Annotated in this window: 11 protein-coding genes; 3 read left to right on the top strand and 8 right to left on the bottom strand. The window is 48.2% G+C overall.

The window, feature by feature from the left end:
- The 7 genes from hemL to typA form a co-directional block, all read right to left on the bottom strand.
- Window positions 1-1290 (bottom strand): glutamate-1-semialdehyde 2,1-aminomutase, encoded by a 1290-nt coding sequence (gene hemL, locus NIA71_RS01640; protein WP_148394597.1) that lies wholly within the window; start codon window positions 1288-1290, stop codon window positions 1-3.
- Entirely contained in the window at window positions 1291-2274 is a 984-nt protein-coding gene (gene hemB / locus NIA71_RS01635; RefSeq protein ID WP_148394596.1) for a porphobilinogen synthase, read from the bottom strand. It lies immediately after the preceding gene.
- 26 nt (window positions 2275-2300) lie between these two features.
- Window positions 2301-3371, bottom strand: coding sequence for a cobalt-precorrin 5A hydrolase (locus tag NIA71_RS01630; RefSeq protein WP_148394594.1), 1071 nt, complete (start codon window positions 3369-3371; stop codon window positions 2301-2303).
- 251 nt (window positions 3372-3622) lie between these two features.
- On the bottom strand, window positions 3623-3865 hold the full coding sequence (locus NIA71_RS01625) for a hypothetical protein (RefSeq protein ID WP_148394592.1): 243 nt from the start codon (window positions 3863-3865) through the stop codon (window positions 3623-3625).
- A gap of 24 nt (window positions 3866-3889) precedes the next feature.
- On the bottom strand, window positions 3890-7333 hold the full coding sequence (locus tag NIA71_RS01620; protein ID WP_148394589.1) for a pyruvate carboxylase: 3444 nt from the start codon (window positions 7331-7333) through the stop codon (window positions 3890-3892).
- A gap of 66 nt (window positions 7334-7399) precedes the next feature.
- Window positions 7400-8203: a mechanosensitive ion channel family protein gene (locus tag NIA71_RS01615; RefSeq protein WP_227754998.1), complete on the bottom strand. Its 804-nt coding sequence runs from the start codon at window positions 8201-8203 to the stop codon at window positions 7400-7402.
- A 21-nt stretch (window positions 8204-8224) separates the two neighbouring features.
- Window positions 8225-10105, bottom strand: a complete 1881-nt coding sequence (gene typA, locus NIA71_RS01610; RefSeq protein ID WP_148394585.1) for a translational GTPase TypA — start codon at window positions 10103-10105, stop codon at window positions 8225-8227.
- A gap of 213 nt (window positions 10106-10318) precedes the next feature.
- Here typA and NIA71_RS01605 point away from each other — a divergent pair, with 213 nt between their 5' ends.
- The 3 genes from NIA71_RS01605 (at window position 10319) to NIA71_RS01595 (ending at window position 13275) form a co-directional block, all read left to right on the top strand.
- The gene (locus NIA71_RS01605) at window positions 10319-10873 is read left to right on the top strand and encodes an N-acetylmuramoyl-L-alanine amidase (RefSeq protein ID WP_148394583.1); all 555 of its coding nucleotides are present in this window, start codon (window positions 10319-10321) and stop codon (window positions 10871-10873) included.
- A 227-nt stretch (window positions 10874-11100) separates the two neighbouring features.
- Window positions 11101-11901 (top strand): SDR family NAD(P)-dependent oxidoreductase, encoded by an 801-nt coding sequence (locus NIA71_RS01600; RefSeq protein ID WP_253019542.1) that lies wholly within the window; start codon window positions 11101-11103, stop codon window positions 11899-11901.
- Between the two features lie 18 nt (window positions 11902-11919).
- Window positions 11920-13275 carry an aspartate aminotransferase family protein gene (locus NIA71_RS01595; RefSeq protein WP_253019541.1) on the top strand — a complete coding sequence of 452 codons (1356 nt, stop codon included), beginning with the start codon at window positions 11920-11922 and terminating at the stop codon, window positions 13273-13275.
- Window positions 13276-13631: 356 nt separating this feature from the next.
- Here NIA71_RS01595 and NIA71_RS01590 read toward each other — a convergent pair whose 3' ends face one another.
- Window positions 13632-18260 carry a PAS domain-containing protein gene (locus tag NIA71_RS01590; RefSeq protein WP_253019540.1) on the bottom strand — a complete coding sequence of 1543 codons (4629 nt, stop codon included), beginning with the start codon at window positions 18258-18260 and terminating at the stop codon, window positions 13632-13634.
- Window positions 18261-18519 lie beyond the last annotated feature (259 nt).

The raw sequence follows: 18519 nt of genomic DNA, 5'->3' as shown, positions 1-18519 counted from the left end.
TTATACTCCAAAATACTGGGCCGCGCTGTCCAGCGTCCGATCAATATCGCCCTCTGTGTGGGCGTTGGACAGGAACATAGCTTCAAATTGCGCCGGCGCGAAATAGTGGCCCCGCTCCATCATAAACTTAAAGTAATCGGCGTATCTGGCAAGATCCGCAGTCTTTGCCGTTTGGAAGTCCCTCACATTTTGGTCTGTGAAATACAGCGTTCCAATAGAACCCACATAATTGACGCTGCACGCAGCTCCCGCCTTTTCCACAATCTGGGCCAAGCCGCCGTACAATCGTTCTCCCAGCTTATCGATTACGGTATAAACCTCTGGGTGGTCCTTCAAATAAGTGAGCTGGGCGATGCCGGCCGCCATCGCGACCGGATTTCCGCTGAGGGTGCCGGCCTGATAAACGGGTCCCAGAGGGGCTACCACTTCCATGATTTCTTTCTTGCCGCCGTAGGCGCCTACCGGCATGCCGCCGCCGATGATCTTGCCGAAGGTGGAAAGGTCTGGTGTGATTCCCAGCAATTCCTGTGCTCCGCCTAAGGACAGGCGGAATCCGGTGATGACTTCATCAAAGATGAGCACAGCCCCTTCTTCCGTACAAATGGTTCTAATCTGTTCTAAAAATCCTTTTTCCGGAGGTACCACACCCATATTGGCAGCCACCGGCTCCAGAATGACAGCGGCAATTTCCCCTTTATATTGTTGGAAAAGTTTTTCTACACTTTCAAAATCATTGTATCTTGCGGTCAGGGTATCCTGGGCGCATCCAGGCGTTACACCGGCGCTGTCCGGCGTTCCTCCCTCTGCGATGAGGCCGGAACCGGCTTTGACTAAAAGGCCGTCGCTGTGGCCGTGATAGCATCCTTCGAATTTGATGATGCGGTTTCTCCCTGTATAGCCTCTGGCGGCCCGCAGGGCGCTCATGGTGGCTTCCGTTCCCGAATTTACCATGCGGACCATCTCAACAGAAGGAAGAAGCTGGCAGACCAGCTTTGCCATCTGAATTTCCCGTTCTGTGGCAGCGCCGAAGCTGAGACCGTCCTCGATGACTTCCTGTACGGCTTTAAGCACGGCCGGATGGTTATTTCCCAAAATCATCGGTCCCCATGAACCGATGTAATCGATCAGCTTGTTGTCATCGGCATCGTAGAGATATTGGGCCTTTGCCCGTTTGATGAACCGGGGCGTATCGCCGACTGCCTGGAAAGCTCTGGCCGGGCTGTTGACACCGCCGGGTATATAGTTCTGCGCTTCCGCGAAAAGCGCTGCTGATTTGGTTGTGTTTGTCATTTATCCAATTCTCCCTTCATCGATCATCTGAGCGATTTCCATTGCAAAATAGGTGATTAAAATCTCTGCTCCCGCACGGTAAATTCCAGTGGTGGTTTCGGCGATAATCGCAGATTCATCCACCATTCCCTGGGCTCCGGCCGCCTTAATCATGGCATATTCGCCGCTGACACTGTAGGCTGCCACCGGAACGTTGACCCGATCCCGCACTTCTCGGATGATATCCAGGTATGACAATGCCGGCTTGACCATGATGATGTCCGCCCCTTCTTCCAGATCCGTATCCACTTCTTTCAGGGCTTCTCTTCGATTATGCCAGTCCATTTGATAGGTTTTCCGGTTTCCCTTAAAGTTGTCCGAACCGGCCGCATCACGGAAGGGACCATAAAAAGCGGATGCGTACTTGGCCGCGTAGGACATAATCGGTGTATCGATGTATCCCGCCTCATCCAGGGCCTGGCGAATGGCCGCCACTCTCCCGTCCATCATGTCGGAAGGCGCAACCATATCGGCGCCGGCGGCTACCTGGGATACGGCTGTCTTTGCCAGCAGAGGAACGGTTTTGTCATTGTCCACTGAATCGCCCTTGATGATGCCGCAGTGGCCGTGGCTGGTGTATTCGCACATACATACATCGCCGATATAGAGCAGCTGGGGTACGTATTTTTTCCCTGCGCGCATTGCTTCCTGAATGATCCCGTGATCGCAGTACGCCTGACTTCCACATTCATCCTTGTGTTTTGGAATGCCGAAAAACATAATGTTTTGAATTCCCTTTTCCGCGGCCTCTTCCAGGGCCTTTGGCAAGGTATCGGGGCTGTAGCGCTTCTGCCCCGGCATGGTGGGGATTTCCCTTATGATGCCTTGCCCTTCTTCGACAAAGATCGGGTAGATCAGCGATTTCTTTGTAATCCTTGTTTCGCGGATCATGTCTCTGACCCTTCCGTCCATCCGCAATCTTCTGGGTCTTTTTACTAATTCCATAACCTTTCTCCTTTTTTAAGTCTTCGCTATGAACCAACTGTTCCCTGCGGCAACGCCGTATTCAATGGTAAAATACTATAGGTCCGTGCTTTTATGGCAACAGCCAGGGTCACGCCATCCTTCACCTGTTTTTTTACCGCCAGATTTCCTCTCCCGCAAGCTAAAAGAGCGGCCCGCTCACAGACATTGTCCACCCCTGTCACAGACCGGACAAAATCCGATTCACTGAATTCGCCCCGAGCAGCTGCCAGTTCTTTTGCCGTGTAAGTTTGAAGCGGAAGCTTTTTGGCCTGGCAAAATTCCAATAGTCCCGGCTCATTTTTTTTAATGTCAATGGATGCCACTTGGCAAACCGCTTCCCAGCAAAGGTTTTCCCGATCCAGCACTTGTTCGGCCAGGGTCTGGATGTTTTCCCGGGAAATGCCCCTGCGGCAGCCGATTCCCAAAACGACCGCCTGGGGAATCAGCCGCAGCGTATTTTTTCGAACAGGCCTGCGGGCCGCCGATACTTCAATGTTAATGGGCGACTCTTTGTAAGTCAAGCCCTTCGGCAGATTTCCCACAATGGAAAAGGCTGTGACCAGGCCGACTTCTTTTCCCTGCAGCAGATGGGCAGATATTTGTTTTGCCAGCTTCATGTCGCTGATCAGCAAGTCGTTTTCCCTCGCCCATTGGTCCACCGCAAACCTGCCGTTGATGTCCGTAGCCGTTGTAATGACCGGGGCAGCCCCTATTCTTTCGGCAATATGGGAGGCCAGCTTGTTGGCGCCGCCAATATGCCCGGAAACCAGCGGAATCACATAATTTCCCTGCTCATCCACCGCAAGGACGGCCGGATCCGTTTGTTTGCTTTTGAGAAAAGGGGCGATCGCCCGCACTGCAATGCCTGCAGAACCGATGAAAACGAGAGCATCCTGTTTGTAGAAGGCTTCCTGTACCCACTGACCCAGTGGCTCTTCAACCACCGTCAATCCTTCCTCTGGCTGAAAACTTCCCTTTTGAAATCCCAGGCACTCGTTTCCCTCTCCACAGCTTTCTATAATATGGCGGCAGGTTTTGGCTCCTGCCTTTGTGAACGCAATCAAAGAAATTTTCATTTTTCTACCTCTTTTACCGTTTTCATATTACCACATTATCGGCTGTTTGCCCATGGTTCCCCTCGCGGTTTATTTAAAAGAGCTGATTCTGTCAAATCATCAAAATCGGGTTTCCCGGGAAAAGATTAAATTTTAAATTTTCCCCCTCCCCGACAAAACTTTTACTCACCCCCCAACCAGTCTATCACCTTAAAAACATCCCCAAAAAAGGCAGGCTGCCTATAATCACAGACAGCCTGCCTTTGTAAATATTATCGTTTCTTTTTTCCGTGACGATTGTTGCGCCTCGGGGTGGGTTCTGGTTTCCTTGCGGCAGCGTTTCTCTTCAATCTGGATCGGATAAACTGCCAGCCCACATAGGTGACCGCCAGACAAATGCACAGCCAGACCACATTACTTGTGGTATTGGTCAGGCCGACCATCTTGCCGATCAAAAGTCCGCCAAGAATGAAGATCCAGAAATAGATAAACTTCCCGATTATACCTTCTCCCATAACAACACTCCTCTGCTCCAATCGTTACTTTAACTTGGCAACCAGCTCGCCGGCTTTGACCTGCTGACCTTCTTTTACATAGATCTTGTCAACGGATCCCTTCATCGGCGATAAAATATTGGTCTCCATCTTCATAGCTTCAATAACAGCGATGGGCTGTTTTTCTTCCACTTCTTCGCCTTCGCTGACCAGAACCTTGAGGATGTTCCCCGGAATATTAGCTCCGATCTCAGACGGATCTTCCGCATTGGCATAAAGGATCTGAGAAGCCGTGGATACGATGCTGGCATCCTTGTCTTTGATTCTGACCGCGCTGCGGTTGCCGTTTACTTCAAATACCACATCACGGAAACCTTCTTCATCCGCATCTCTGGCATTGATCAGCTTGATCACCAACTCCTTGCCTTCTGCAATCTTGACTTCGCAAGTCTCGCCTTCGGACAAACCATGGAAGAAGATATCGCTGCCCATCAGACGGAAGTTTCCTTCCTTCTTCAGGCTCTTTACAAAGTCCTCGAACACTTTTGGGTAGAGGGCGTAGCTGAGCGCTTCTCTCTCCGTACCTTCCAGGCCCAGTTCGTCCTGCAGATGTTTTTTAATGGCGTCAAAATCTTCCGGCGGAAGCAGCTCGCCCGGTCTGCAGGTGATCGGCTCTTTTCCATGAAGAACCAGCTTCTGGAGCTTCTCGGGGAAACCGCCTTCCGGCTGTCCCATCATGCCTTCAAAATAGGAAACGATGGAATCAGGGAAGTCGATATCCTTTGCTTTTTCATAAATGTTTTCCGGCGTCAGGTCGTTCTGAACCATGAAAATGGCCATATCGCCCACTGCCTTGGAAGACGGCGTTACCTTGACGATGTCGCCCAGCATTTCATTGACCGCCTTATACATATCCTTTACTTCTTCGAATTTATGGCCCAGGCCAAAGCTTTCCACCTGCGGTTTCAGGTTGGAATACTGACCGCCGGGGATTTCGTATTTGTAAATTTCAGCAGAGCTTGCCAAAAGTTCGGATTCAAAGCTCTTGTAAACCGGACGTACGGCTGCCCAGTAATCGGAAATCTTCTGGATACCGTCCGGATCAATGCCCGTTTCTCTTTCTGTGTTTTCAACAGCAGCAACCACTGAGTTGAGCGCTGGCTGGCTGGTCAGTCCTGACATGCTGTTGAAAGCCGCGTCCACAATATCCACGCCGGCGCTGGCTGCCATCAGAATGGTAGCGATTCCGTTGCCGCTGGTATCGTGGGTATGTAAGTGGATTGGAATGCTGATTTCCTGCTTTAACGCATCGATCAGCTTTCTGGCTGCCATCGGCTTGATGAGGCCGGACATATCCTTGATTCCCAGGATGTGGCTTCCTCTCTTTTCCAGTTCCTTGGCCATTCTCACATAGTAGCTCAGGTTGTATTTTTCTTTTCTGTCGTCGAGAATGTCTCCCGTATAGCAGATACATGCTTCTGCAACCTTGCCCTGATTCAGTACTTCGTCGAGGGCGATCTCCATACCTTCGATCCAGTTGAGGGAGTCGAAAATACGGAAAATATCGATTCCCGAATCTGCCGATTCTTTGACGAATCTGCGGATTACGTTGTCCGGGTAGTTTTTATAGCCTACGCCGTTGGCGCCGCGGATCAGCATCTGGAACAGAATGTTGGGCATCTTTTTGCGCAGAGTGTCCAGTCTTTCCCACGGAGATTCCTTCAGGAAACGGTAGGATGTATCAAAAGTAGCTCCGCCCCACATTTCCAGTGAGAAGAGATCCTTTCCATAATAGGCGGTAGCAGGAGCGATTTTCTCCATATCCACCGTCCTTACTCTTGTTGCCATCAGGGACTGCTGGGCGTCTCTCATGGTGGTGTCAGTCAGCAGCAGTTTTTTCTGCTCCAGGATCCACTTGGCGAGCCCTTCCGGCCCTTTCTCATCCAGAATCTGTTTTGTTCCAGAAAGGCCGTCGATAACGTCCTGCTTAATTCTCGGGAAGATGGGCACATCGAAGTCCGGCTTCACGCCTTTAGTCTCATTGATGAATTTATCTCCCAGGAAGGAAAGCACTTTCAGTTCTTTATCCTGTCTTGCCCGGATATTCAGCAGTTCCGGATTATCGGCAATAAAACCGGTATCGCACTGGCCTGCGCGGAAAGTCGGGTGGTTGAGTACGTTCATCAGGAACGCAGCGTTGGTTTTCACTCCGGTGATCTTCATTTCACGCAGAGCGCGCATTGCTTTGTTGGTTGCATCCCTGAAGGATCTGGCCCAGGAAGTGACTTTAACCAAAAGGCTGTCGTAATAAGGGGAAATGGTGGAGTCTGTGAAGGCATTGCCTCCGTCCAGACGAATACCGAACCCGGATGCGCTGCGGTACATGCTGATGACGCCCGTATCCGGCGCAAATCCGTTGATCGGGTCCTCCGTAGTAACACGGCACTGAATCGCATAGCCGCGCGGCTTGATGGAATCCTGTCCCTTAATATTCACTTCATCGGAATCCAGCTTATGTCCCTGTGCGATCAAAATCTGGGACTGAACGATATCGATACCAGTGGTCATTTCTGTTACCGTATGTTCCACCTGAATTCTCGGGTTCATCTCGATAAAATAGTGGTCGCCGTTTTTGTCCACCAAAAACTCCACCGTACCGGCGCTGCGGTAGTTTACCGCTCCTGCGATTTTTAAAGCGTCAGCGCAGATATTCTGTCTCTGTTCTTGCGTAATACAGATTGCCGGAGTAAATTCCACGACTTTCTGGTGTCTTCTCTGAATAGAACAGTCTCTTTCATAGAGGTGGACCAGGTTGCCGTAATTATCGCCTAATACCTGCACTTCAATATGTTTTGGCCGCTCCAGATATTTTTCGATAAAGATATCGTCAATACCGAAAGCTTTCTTAGCCTCGCTCTTGGCGCTGCGGAACTGGGGAAGCAGTTCTTCCGGAGTTCTGACGATCCGCATGCCTCTGCCGCCGCCGCCTGCCGCTGCTTTGAGCATGACCGGGTATCCGCAGAACTCTGCGTATTTGACCGCGTCTTCTTCCGTCTGAATGGCTTCTTCTACGCCTGGAATCGTCGGCACGCCGACTTTGTTTGCAACGATCTTGGACTGGATTTTATCTCCCAGATTCTCCATCATTTGGTAAGTAGGCCCTATAAAGACAATTCCTGCTTCTTCACAGGCTTTGGCAAACTCCACGTTTTCCGAGAGGAATCCATATCCCGGATGGATGGCGTCTACGCCCTTGGCTTTCGCCAGCTCGATGATCTCATCGATAGCCAGATAAGCATCTACCGGAGATTTACCTTTTCCTACACGGTAAGACTCGTCAGCTTTTGTTCTGAAAAGCGTGTTTTTGTCTTCTTCGGAATAGATTGCCACGCTTCTGATGCCAAGTTCTTTGCAGGCTCTGAATATTCGAATGGCGATCTCTCCTCTGTTCGCCACTAACACTCTCTTAAACTTTTTGTTTTGTTCCATATTCGGAGTCTCCTTTCTTTTACGTTTCCTAATATTTTATCACTCTCAGCGGCTTACCGCCACTATTTATTTCTTCTTGATATGAACGTCCATCTGCGGGAACGGAATGGTAATGCCCGCTTCATCGAACGCAAGCTTTACGTTCTCTTCCAGGAAGTATTTTACGTCCCAGTAATTGTCGGTCTCGCACCATACTTTCATATCAATGGAAATGCAATTGTCTTTCTGACCCGCGACCCCGATAATAGGCTGCGGATCTCGATATATCGCAGGGTGGGATTCGGCAATGGCTGCCAGGATATCCTTCGCCTGTTTGATATCGTCGTCGTATCCGATGTTAAAGCAGCAATCCACTCGCCGCTTGTTCTCTTTGGTGTAGTTGATCAAAACCGATGTGTTGACCATACCGTTGGGGATGGTGATCACCTTATTGTCATAGGTCTTCAGGTGCGTCACAAACAAATCAATGTCCCTCACCTGACCCGTCGTGCCGTTGATGTCGATATAATCATCTTGCGCAAAGGGTTTGTTGATGAGAATCATGATACCTCCTGCCACATTTGCCAAACTGTCCCTCAGGGCCAGAGCAATAGCCGCGCCCGCTGCCGCCAGCACAGTGATCAGACTGTTCATCTTAAAACCAAACCGCTCCATGATCATCAAAAGCAAAATGATCCACATGATAATCTTCGTTATTCTAAGGATAAATCGGTACAGCACCGGATCCAAAGAAGAGCGTTCCAGGGTTTTTTTGGCCACATGCAGCACGATCTTAATGACGATGTATCCAACGATCAATATGATCAGCGAAATACCTACATTGATCAACTTTTCCACAGTTGCATCGGAGACAGATAAATTGTCAAACATCATGACCTCCTAACTGACCAATCAGTCGATTTTTCTCCCGCTTCGTCTGCGGTCCAGCTCTTTTAATAACTTTTTACGCAGCCGTATATCGTCGGGAACGATCTCCACCAGTTCATCGTCATCGATGAACTCCAGCGCTTCTTCCAGGGTGAACTGTCTGGCCGGCGCCAGCTTAATATTATCATCGCTTCCCGCAGCCCGCATGTTGGTCGCTTTTTTTGCCTTGCACGGGTTGACCACCATGTCTTCGCTGCGGCTGTTCATACCGATGATCATGCCTTCATAGACCTTTGTTCCCGGTTCAATGAACATCTGCACCCGCTCACCGATGTTAAAGAGCGCATATGGAGTAGCGACTCCTTCCTCCTGGGCGATGGCGACCCCGTTGGTTCGCTGAGGAATATCACCTTTGTATTCATCAAATCCATCGAAGCGGCGCACCATGGTGCCTTCGCCTCTGGTATCATTGATGAATTCGGTCCGATATCCCAAAAGACCTCTTGTGGGAACCAGATATTCCATCCTTGTATATCCGTTCTCCGCACCCATCTCCCGCATGACGCCCTTTCGCAAGTTGAGCTTGGAAATGACGGAGCCGGTATATTCATCAGGAACGGAGATAATCACTTCTTCCATTGGCTCCAGCACCTTGTTCTTTTCATTCCTGCGCATGATGACTTCGGGCTTGGAAACCGCCAGCTCATAGCCTTCTCTTCGCATATTCTCAATGAGGATGGACAGGTGCAGTTCGCCCCTTCCAGAGACTTTGAAACAATCGGTGGAATCGGTTTCTTCCACCATCAGTCCCACATTGACCTCCAGCTCTTTGTCCAATCTTTCTTTGATATGACGAGAGGTTACAAATTTGCCCACCTTTCCGGCAAAGGGACTTTTGTTAACCATAAAGTTCATCGACAGAGTGGGTTCTTCAATGTGGATCATTTCCATGGGGTGAGGATTTTTCTCATCACAAATCGTTTCTCCGATGGAGATGTCTGCAATACCGGAAACAACCACAATGTCGCCGGACTGAGCCTCTTTTACCGGTACCCGTTTAAGTCCCCTATAAATGAACACTTGATTGACCTTCCTCTGTACGATGCTGCCGTCTCCTTTAGCTACGGCTACAGTCTGGGCTTCCCGCAGGACTCCTTTGGTAATTCGGCCGATTCCCAATCTTCCTATATAATCATCATACCCCAAAGTGGAGATTTGAAGCTGCAACGGCTCATTATTCAGATCCGGGTACGGCTCCACATGTTTGATGATGGTGTCAAAAAGGGGCATAATGTCCAGGCCGTTCATGCCGGCAGCGGTTTTCCTGGCTTTCTTGTCTTCTGCGCCGACCTCGATGCCTTCGGCGTCCTTGGGGTCGTAAACAACGATTCCCTGCCTTGCGATTCCGTACAGGATAGGAAAATCCAGCTGCTTGTCGTTGGCTTCCAAGTCCATGAACAGTTCATAGACCTCATCCACTACTTCTTCGATCCGCGCATCCTTTTTGTCGATTTTGTTGATTAAGAGAATGGGATTTATACCCTGCTCCAGGGATTTTTTCAGTACAAAGCGGGTCTGGGGCATGGGTCCTTCGCTGGAATCCACCAGCAAAATAACCGTGTCCACCGTTTTCATGATCCGTTCCACCTCTGAAGAAAAATCCGCGTGACCCGGTGTATCAACGATATTGATCTTCACATCGTCGTGCATAACCGAACAGTTTTTTGAATAAATAGTTATTCCCCGTTCCCGTTCGATATCGTCGCTGTCCATGACGCAGTCCACCACATCCTGATTCTCCCGGAAAACGCCGCTTTGGTTTAAAAATGCGTCAACCAAGGTGGATTTCCCTGCATCGACGTGCGCGATCACCGCTATATTAATAATTTGTTGTCTTTCTGTCATTGCTGCTTTTTCCTGCTTTCTTTCCGTGCATTTCAGTTATAATCATACATGTAAATGTAACCGTATAATTTTATCATAGAATTCTAAAGTTTGCAAGTTTATGCAGCAAGAAAATTAAGGGTAAGGTCCGGGTTTCTCCTATACTTCTGTTAGTCTGTTGGAAATCACATTTTTAATCTTTCTACATATTATTAAGAAAAAGGAGGAATACCTATGCCCAGCATTTATCTGAGTCCTTCCGTTCAGGACTATAACCAGTATGTGACTGGTACCGGAAACGAAGAATACTACATGAATTTGATTGTCGATGCTATGGTTCCATATCTTCGCGCAAGTGATATCGACTTTACCCGCAATAATCCTTACGATACGCTGTCTCAGGTCATCGACCAGTCCAACGCCGGTGACTATGATTTTCATCTGGCCCTTCACTCTAACGCCGCTCCGGAAAATCTATCCGGCGCAATTCAAGGCCCGGATGTATACTATTATGCCGACCGTGCTTCCGGTCAGCGGGCAGCTGACTTTTTCGCAGATAATCTGAGAAAAATCTACCCCAATCCCAGCCTGGTCGCTACAATTCCCAATATTTCTCTGGCTGAATTGCGTCGGGTAAAGGCCCCTGCCAATTTGATCGAGCTTGCTTACCACGACAATTACGACGATGCCCAGTGGATTATCGGTCATATCGATGTCATCGCACAAAAACTGGTTCTTTCTCTCACTCAGTATCTTGGTATACCCTTTCGCAAGCCTTCTTCAAAATAAACAATCATTGCTTTTTTAAGTAAAACGTTTATCCGGCCCGTTTATCAATTTTGACTGGTAATTTGTCAAATATGACAAATTACCGGCAGATTTATCGCCGATTATCGTCTGTTGGTCCCTGTTTATCTTCTTTTAACTGGCAGCGCTTTATCTGGCACAGTTCTTGCTTTCTATATGGACAGTGCACTTACAAGTTAACGTACGTTTCCATAAGGAGGTATTTGAACATGGTTCAATCATTTGTAAATTTTGAGGGGCAGGTATGTCTTATAACCGGTGCCGGCAGCCCAGCGGGAATCGGTTTTTCCACAGCAAAAATTCTCGGCAATCTGGGGGCAAAGATCGCGCTAACTGCCACCACGGACCGGATCTTCGACCGGGTCAGAGAACTGGAGGCCTTGGGGATTACGGCAAAAGGCTACATTACCGATCTGATGGACCGCGGCCAGACAGCAGACATGGTCGGCCAGGTGGTCGAAGATTTTGGAGAAATCCACGTCCTCATCAATAATGCCGGTATGGTTCAAGTGGGCCAGGAAGAAGATTTTTCGGAAATGCTTAACATTACCTACGAAAGCTGGGATATATCCATTAACCGCAATCTGACCCTTTGTTTCAATGTGACGAAAGAGGTTCTTCCCTGCCTGGTAAAAGGCAATTACGGAAGAATCGTCAACGTTTCCTCTGTAACTGGACCGATCGTGAGCAATCCAGGCGAGGCTGCATACAGTGCCGCCAAAGCTGCCATTATCGGCATGAGCCGTGCCCTGGCCATTGAATCGGGCATTCATAACATTACCGTCAACAACATACTTCCAGGCTGGATCGAAACCGCTTCCCAGACCGAAGCCGAGGCAGCCGCAGGGCTCAATACGCCCATGAAGCGGAGCGCCAAACCTGAGGAGGTCGCCAACGCCATCGTGTTCCTCGCATCCAAAGAAGCCTCCTATATCACCGGCGAAGCGCTGGTCGTTGATGGCGGAAATACGATACAGGAATATAAAGGTCCTTCCGACCTATATTATTAAAGAGAAAGGAATTAAAAAATGACAGAGATCAATCGCGAAAAATTAAAGGCCCAGTATCAAAAAGAAATGGAGCTCTTTGAAAAAAAACACAAGAAATCCGGCGAGCTTTATAAAAAAGCCCAAGACAGCCTGCTGCAGGGCGTTCCCATGAACTGGATGACCAAGTGGGCCGGAAGCTATCCCGTCTTTGTGGCCAAAGCCAAAGGCGCCCATTTCCAGGATGTGGACGGCAATGACTATCTGGATTTTTGTCTGGGAGATACAGGCTCCATGATCGGACATGCTCCAGAGCCCGCCGTCAAGGCCATTTCGGAATACGCTGCCCAGGGGACCACTTTCATGCTGCCCACTGAGGATGCCGTCTGGAATGCGGAAGAACTGCAGAGAAGGTTCGGCATGAAATACTGGCAGTTCGCCACCAGCGCCACAGACGCCAATCGTTTCGTTCTGCGTCTGGCAAGAGAGGTCACTCAGCGGCCTAAAGTCGTGGTTTACAACTGGTGCTATCACGGTACTGTGGACGAAACGGTAGCGATCATTGATGAAACCACTGGAAAGACGGTGGCCAAACCTGGAAGCCTGGGGCCTCAATGCGACCCTGCCATTACCACCAAGGTCATCGAGTGGAACGATGTTCAGGCTCTGGAAGACGCCCTGAAATACGAAGATGTTGCAGCTGTTCTGGCAGAACCGGTCATGACCAACTGCGGCATCGTTCATCCCCAGCCGGGCTACCATGAAAAGCTGCGGGAATTGACGAAAAAATACGGCACACTTTTAATCATTGATGAAACCCATACCATCTGCGCCGGTGTAGGCGGATGCACCAAAGCGTACGGACTCGAGCCGGACATGGTGGTTGTCGGCAAAACGGTTGCCGCGGGTATTCCCGCCGCAGCTTACGGATTCAGCGCTGATCTGGGTGCAAAAGCAGCGGCGGCCATTCCTCCGGAGCTGTGCGACATCGGCGGAATCGGCGGAACGCTGGCTGCCAACGCGCTGAGTATGCACGCTATGCGCGCTGTCCTCAGTGAAGTCCTGACGGAGAAATTTTATGACAAAAATATCCCCCTGGCCGCGCGGTTCAATGAAGGCGTTCAGGGCGTTATTGATAAATACGATCTTCCCTGGAACACCACACAGCTGGGATGCAGAACCGAATATTGGTTCCGCAAAGAGCCTGCGCAAAACGGCGGGCAGGCAGAAGCTGCCGTTGACTTTGAGCTGGATCAGTACATGCATCTAGCTAGCCTCAACCGGGGAATCCTCATGACCCCGTTCCACAATATGGCGCTGATCACTGCTGAAACCAGCCAGGCTGATATCGACAAGCACACGGCTGTTTTCGAAGAAATCGTAAAAAATATCTTGTAATTGATTGAGCTGGCACGCAGAGTGCAATATTGAAAAGTGAACGACACTAAAAAAATATGACATTCTAGCGGCACTTTTATCCCAGTATATGAACGGTTCCCATATGAAACGATCGGGATATGAGAAAACCGATTTCGATATTGATACTTTTTTCCACGTTGGATTGAAAAAGGATTAACAAAGTATCAGTATCGAAGTGATTTTCTTTAAATCCCGATCATTTCGTATGATGCCATTTTGTATATCAGGGCAATATTGCTGCCAAAATATCTTAACCTGCAAAAACATCTTGTTTTCTGATCATTCTTTCAAATCGTCGATCCAGAGGCTTAGGATACAAGCCGGTTCACATCCAGCTACGCCTCCGACTCCAATACCCGGCCGATGGTTTTGCGGAGTACCTCCACATCCAGAGGCTTGGCTATATGGGCATTCATCCCCGCCTCCAGTGCTGACTTAATATCCTCAGCAAAAGCATTGGCAGTCATGGCGATGATGGGAATCCTTGCCGCATCCTGCCGCGTTTGACTGCGAATAACGCGAGTCGCCTCATACCCGTTCATCTCTGGCATTTGAATATCCATGAGAATCGCATCATAGGTACCTGGCTCTGCATCGAGAAAAGCTTCCACTGCTTGACGTCCATCTGTACAAACGATGGTTTCGGCCCCATACATGTCCAGCAACTCACAAAGGATTTCTGCATTGACCGCATTATCCTCAGCAATCAGAAATCTGCATCCATCGAAACGTTTTTCCGGCTTCATCTTATTACCCATTGGTTCAAAGACCTTATTCTTATGATCCTTTTCTTCTGCCGCAATTTCACATTCCAATTCCACACTGAAGATGCTGCCCTCATTAGGTTTACTTTTTACGGAAATCGTACCTCCCATTAAATCGATCAATCCTTTAGTAATACTGAGTCCCAATCCGGTTCCTTCAATGGAGCTGACTCCCAGGCTGCGGGCAAAGGGGTCGAACAAATGGGTCAGAAAATCTTGCGACATCCCGATTCCAGTATCTCTGACTGTGAACTTATAACGGGCATATCCCTTTTGTTTTGCAGGTTCCAGCTCCTCCACCAGAAAATCAATGCTTCCGCCCCTGGGAGTAAACTTGATTGCGTTACTTAAAAGATTAATGAAAATCTGGTTCATACGCAGTACATCACCATAAAACAGCTGGTGTCTGACATTTCCAGCCTCGATCTTTAGCTTAAGGTCAGCAGCTGCTGCCTGCGGCATCATCATGTCCGCCAGCTGCCCGATCAGATCAGGAAGAACAATCTGCATGTGGTTGAGGGTAATTTTAGAGCGTTCGATCTTGCTCATATCCAAAACATCATTAATTAAGCTCAATAAATGTTTGGATGAAATGGATATTTTGTCCAGGCAATCAGCTACTCGCTTTTGATCACCCAAATGAGCCACAGCCAATGAGGTCATGCCCATAATCGCATTCATCGGGGTACGGATATCGTGGCTCATTGAAGACAAGAATACACTCTTTGCCTGGTTGGCTTCTTCTGCCTGTGCCAAAGCTTTTTCCAGTTCTTTTTTCCGCTGTCTTTCCTCAGCAAGCATATCGGTCACATCCGCCCTCACCAAGCAGAGGGTCCGATGATTGGAATCCCCCCATAGGACATTGATCTGTTTGTATCGTTCGCGGCCTTCTGTACGGTACGGAAACAGAAAGTCATATCCGCTCGGCTTTTCTTGCAGGCGCATCACCATATTTTGAATTTGAAACTGAATCTGCGACTCCTGCCGGTTTTCATCCATTCCATAACGGTCGACAAAACGTGTGATGGAGGCCTCATAATCTTCAATGTAATGAGGCGGCAGATTATTTAGAACCGTATCTCTTGTATAGAGCGTAAAATGTTTGCTCCCAAGATCAATAAAGCTGGCCAATTCAAAGGTATAAGCGATCATGCGCAGCAGTCCCTGCTGTTCCCTTACCGAGTCAGTGATGTCCGTACTGGATAGGCATATCCGGTCCAATCGCTCATCAGTATTGGAAACCGTCATTTTTTTAGTGCGTATATCGCCTTTTTCCTCAGCAATTGAATAAGTAAATGTATAAGATCCGTTCTTCAAGCTCTCCCGCATATACTCCGGATCCAGGCTATCTCGATATAAATCTTTATCTCTTGGCACAATTTTTGTGTGCAGCATATATGCCGTCCATTGGGAAAAACTCCCCGGACAGACAGGTATACAATCACTTTCTCCATTGTGGGCCAGCACCGTACAGCGATCGTCCGTCAAGTCAATATCGATTACAAAATCGTAGCCAGTAACCGATAAATTATGAAGCGCCCGATCAGCGATCGTCCGCTCCGTAACGTCGGTAACTGTTAAGATCCCCGTAATATCATCACTGTCGGGAGCTGCAATCATATTCATCTTAATTTCAACGTAGCGGCCCTTTGCTTCTTTGGGCAGCTTGACAAAGCATTCCATCTTCTGTTCCGAGTCCCCGCGTTCAAAGGCTTTCATCGCAGGTTCATTCAGATAAATGCTCAAAAATCGCTTTCGATCCTCCTCCGGTATAAAATTAGAAAGGCCGTAAAAAAAAGCATCCCGATTAAAGCCAAAGGTATCGAGCAAATCCGAATAGGAATAATCAATCACATCTAAAATCATGTTTTGGGTAATATTGCAGTGTCCGATAATAAGCGCATTCGGCCCCGGCGTATGATAATGGCTCATAATCAATTCTTGATATTGCCTGCGAAGCTGCTCCTTTTCTTCCCGTTCTTTTGTTATTTCATGATAGACGGCATATACACGGCTTCCCCCGCCTTCGCTGGGAAATAAGGTAAGCGTGTTTTTTACCCAAACATAACTATCCGTTCCTTTTCGAAGACGATAAACAATTTCACAGCGATTATCGTCACTGGTAATGTAAGCGCGCATCTGTTCTTTAACATGCTCCCAATCATCCGGATGCACACCGGACATGGCGTCTTTTTCATACAGCTCCCATGCCTCATCCAAGGACATACCCGTCATTTCTGCAAAACCATCGGACAAAAACTCTGGTACCATATGTCCGTCCTCTTCATAATGTACGACGGCCACTCCTCCTGGAAGATTTTTCACTACTGTTTGAAAATATTGCTCCAAGCGTTCTTTTTCACTCTTGGTTTTCATCTCTTCTGTAATATCATGAATATATTTAATATAGGCGGATATTCCATTCCATTCGATTTCCCGGAAGCGGGTTTTATAAAACTGGCCCGTTTCTTCTATCGCCATTTCGTGCTCGCTTCCATCGGGATCATGAGTGCCGAGGGTACAGAATTCGCAGGGTGAATCCTTACCATGCAGCGCTTTATAACATTTTTCTCCTAGACAGTTTTGTTCATTTACAAATAGTGCTTTTGACTCATTGGAATATAAAAGCTCGTAATTGTCTTTGCTGATTACATATATCCCATCTGCCGTTTCATCAGCAATACTCTGAAACAATCGAGTCTCGGCCGACATTCCTGTGAACACAGCATAGAATTTTGTGGATTCCGACAATGGTCCCATACGTCTCCCATTGAGGTGGATCCAAACCAAATGCCCGTCTTTATGCTCCATCCGGTAGGAGACGTCCATCACCGTTCCGTTTTCAATGGCAGATTGGGCGGCTGCCGCTACCCGCTCCTTATCTGGTTCATAGATGAGATTCAGAGCATTGCCGCCCAGCAGCTCCTCGTACTCTTTCCTTGTATGTCCGGAGAGGGCCGTAACTCCATCTGAAAAAAAGACAGGTATAAAGCGCCCTTCTTCTATCCGGTAACTGGCAATACCTCCTGGTATAGAATTAATCAAAAGATCCTTTTCCGACTGGGTCTCTTTCAGGTCAGAAATGTTATGGAATACGCAGTGCAGCAGCGGGCAGCCGTTTTCTTCACCGATCCATTTTATCTGGGCCCGGACCCATACGATCTGCCCGTCCTTGTGCTGTTTTCGAAATTCAATTTCCCCAGTTCCGCGGCTTTCAATAACTTCCTTCGCCTTTGAAACGACTTTCATTGTATCTTCAAAGTACGTCAGTTCCGCTGCGTCTTGTTTAATTAACTGCTGATATTCTTCAGCTGTGTATCCGGAAAGTTCGGGAACACCCTCAGAAAAGTAAATTGTTTCAAAAATATCCGATACCTTATAGATCGCCACACCTCCCGGTATGGCATTTACGATATCCTGTATTTTTTCACTGGTATCTGTCATCTCTTTTTCCAATTGTACCCGTTCGCTGACATCGGTGTACACACCGTATAGAAGCTTCTTTCCAGCTTCTGCTTCTTTAACCGATCCATGAAGGTCAAAATAGCGGTATTCCTGCATTAAGTCATTCCATATACGGAAAGTGTGCCGCAAAATACCGTTTTCCCGGCTCGCCTTTAAGATTTTTTCTTTCAGAAGAGATAAGTCCTCCGGATGAACACCCAAAAAGGTTGTCTCTTTTTCCAGTAAAGAACTTTGCTCAGGGGAATATCCCGCCATTTCGTAAAAAGCATGATTATGGAACAGCAGCGTAATGTGTTCTTGGTCTAATTGATAAACACCAAGTCCGCATGGGATGCTGCTGAAAAACTCCTGAAAATTTTGCTTTTTTGTTTGAAGGTCGGCCTGCTCACCTTGACGATCTTCCTCAAGGTAAGTAAGGTCAGCCGTTCCATTCTCCCACGGAATGGACTTGCTTCTAAAACGATAGCTGCACCCATGTTGCGGGCAGAAGAATTTGCCTGATCGGGCAATAGGAATTTTGTTTTTCCCCCCATTAAAAAAAGGACAGGGTCCTTCAAACCCCGCCGGACAAGAGCCAGTTGCTTTACAGCCTTGTGTTGAAGAAAAAAATCGTCTTTTTGCCATCTTATTCGCATAAAGCAATTCCCGGCTGTCCATCGCACTGACATATGCGGATACCGGCGCATCATCTAATAGGTCTATGATTGGATCAATAGCCCGATTTTTTTCCAACATTCTCTCGTTCCTCCCTTTGGACGGATCTAAAACTTGTCCCCAAACCGTCAGTCCATTTCACATGCCTTCATTCTAGCATAGAAACCTGAATTCTACAATCTTTTTACTGTGAAGGAACCCTCTAAAAATCCGAGTTTAAATGTATATTCCTGCAACACATCACCCATAATCAGGTACGCCCGCAAGCAATGGAAAAAATATTTTTTCCATTGCTGAGGTGTCCCCAGCCCCGATTGAAAGAGGGCTGTGTTTTATTGCA

The sequence above is a fragment of the Ihubacter massiliensis genome (assembly GCF_024125305.1).
GTDB lineage: Bacteria > Bacillota > Clostridia > Peptostreptococcales > Anaerovoracaceae > Hominibacterium > Hominibacterium faecale.
This window is presented reverse-complemented; position numbering and strand designations above follow the sequence as displayed.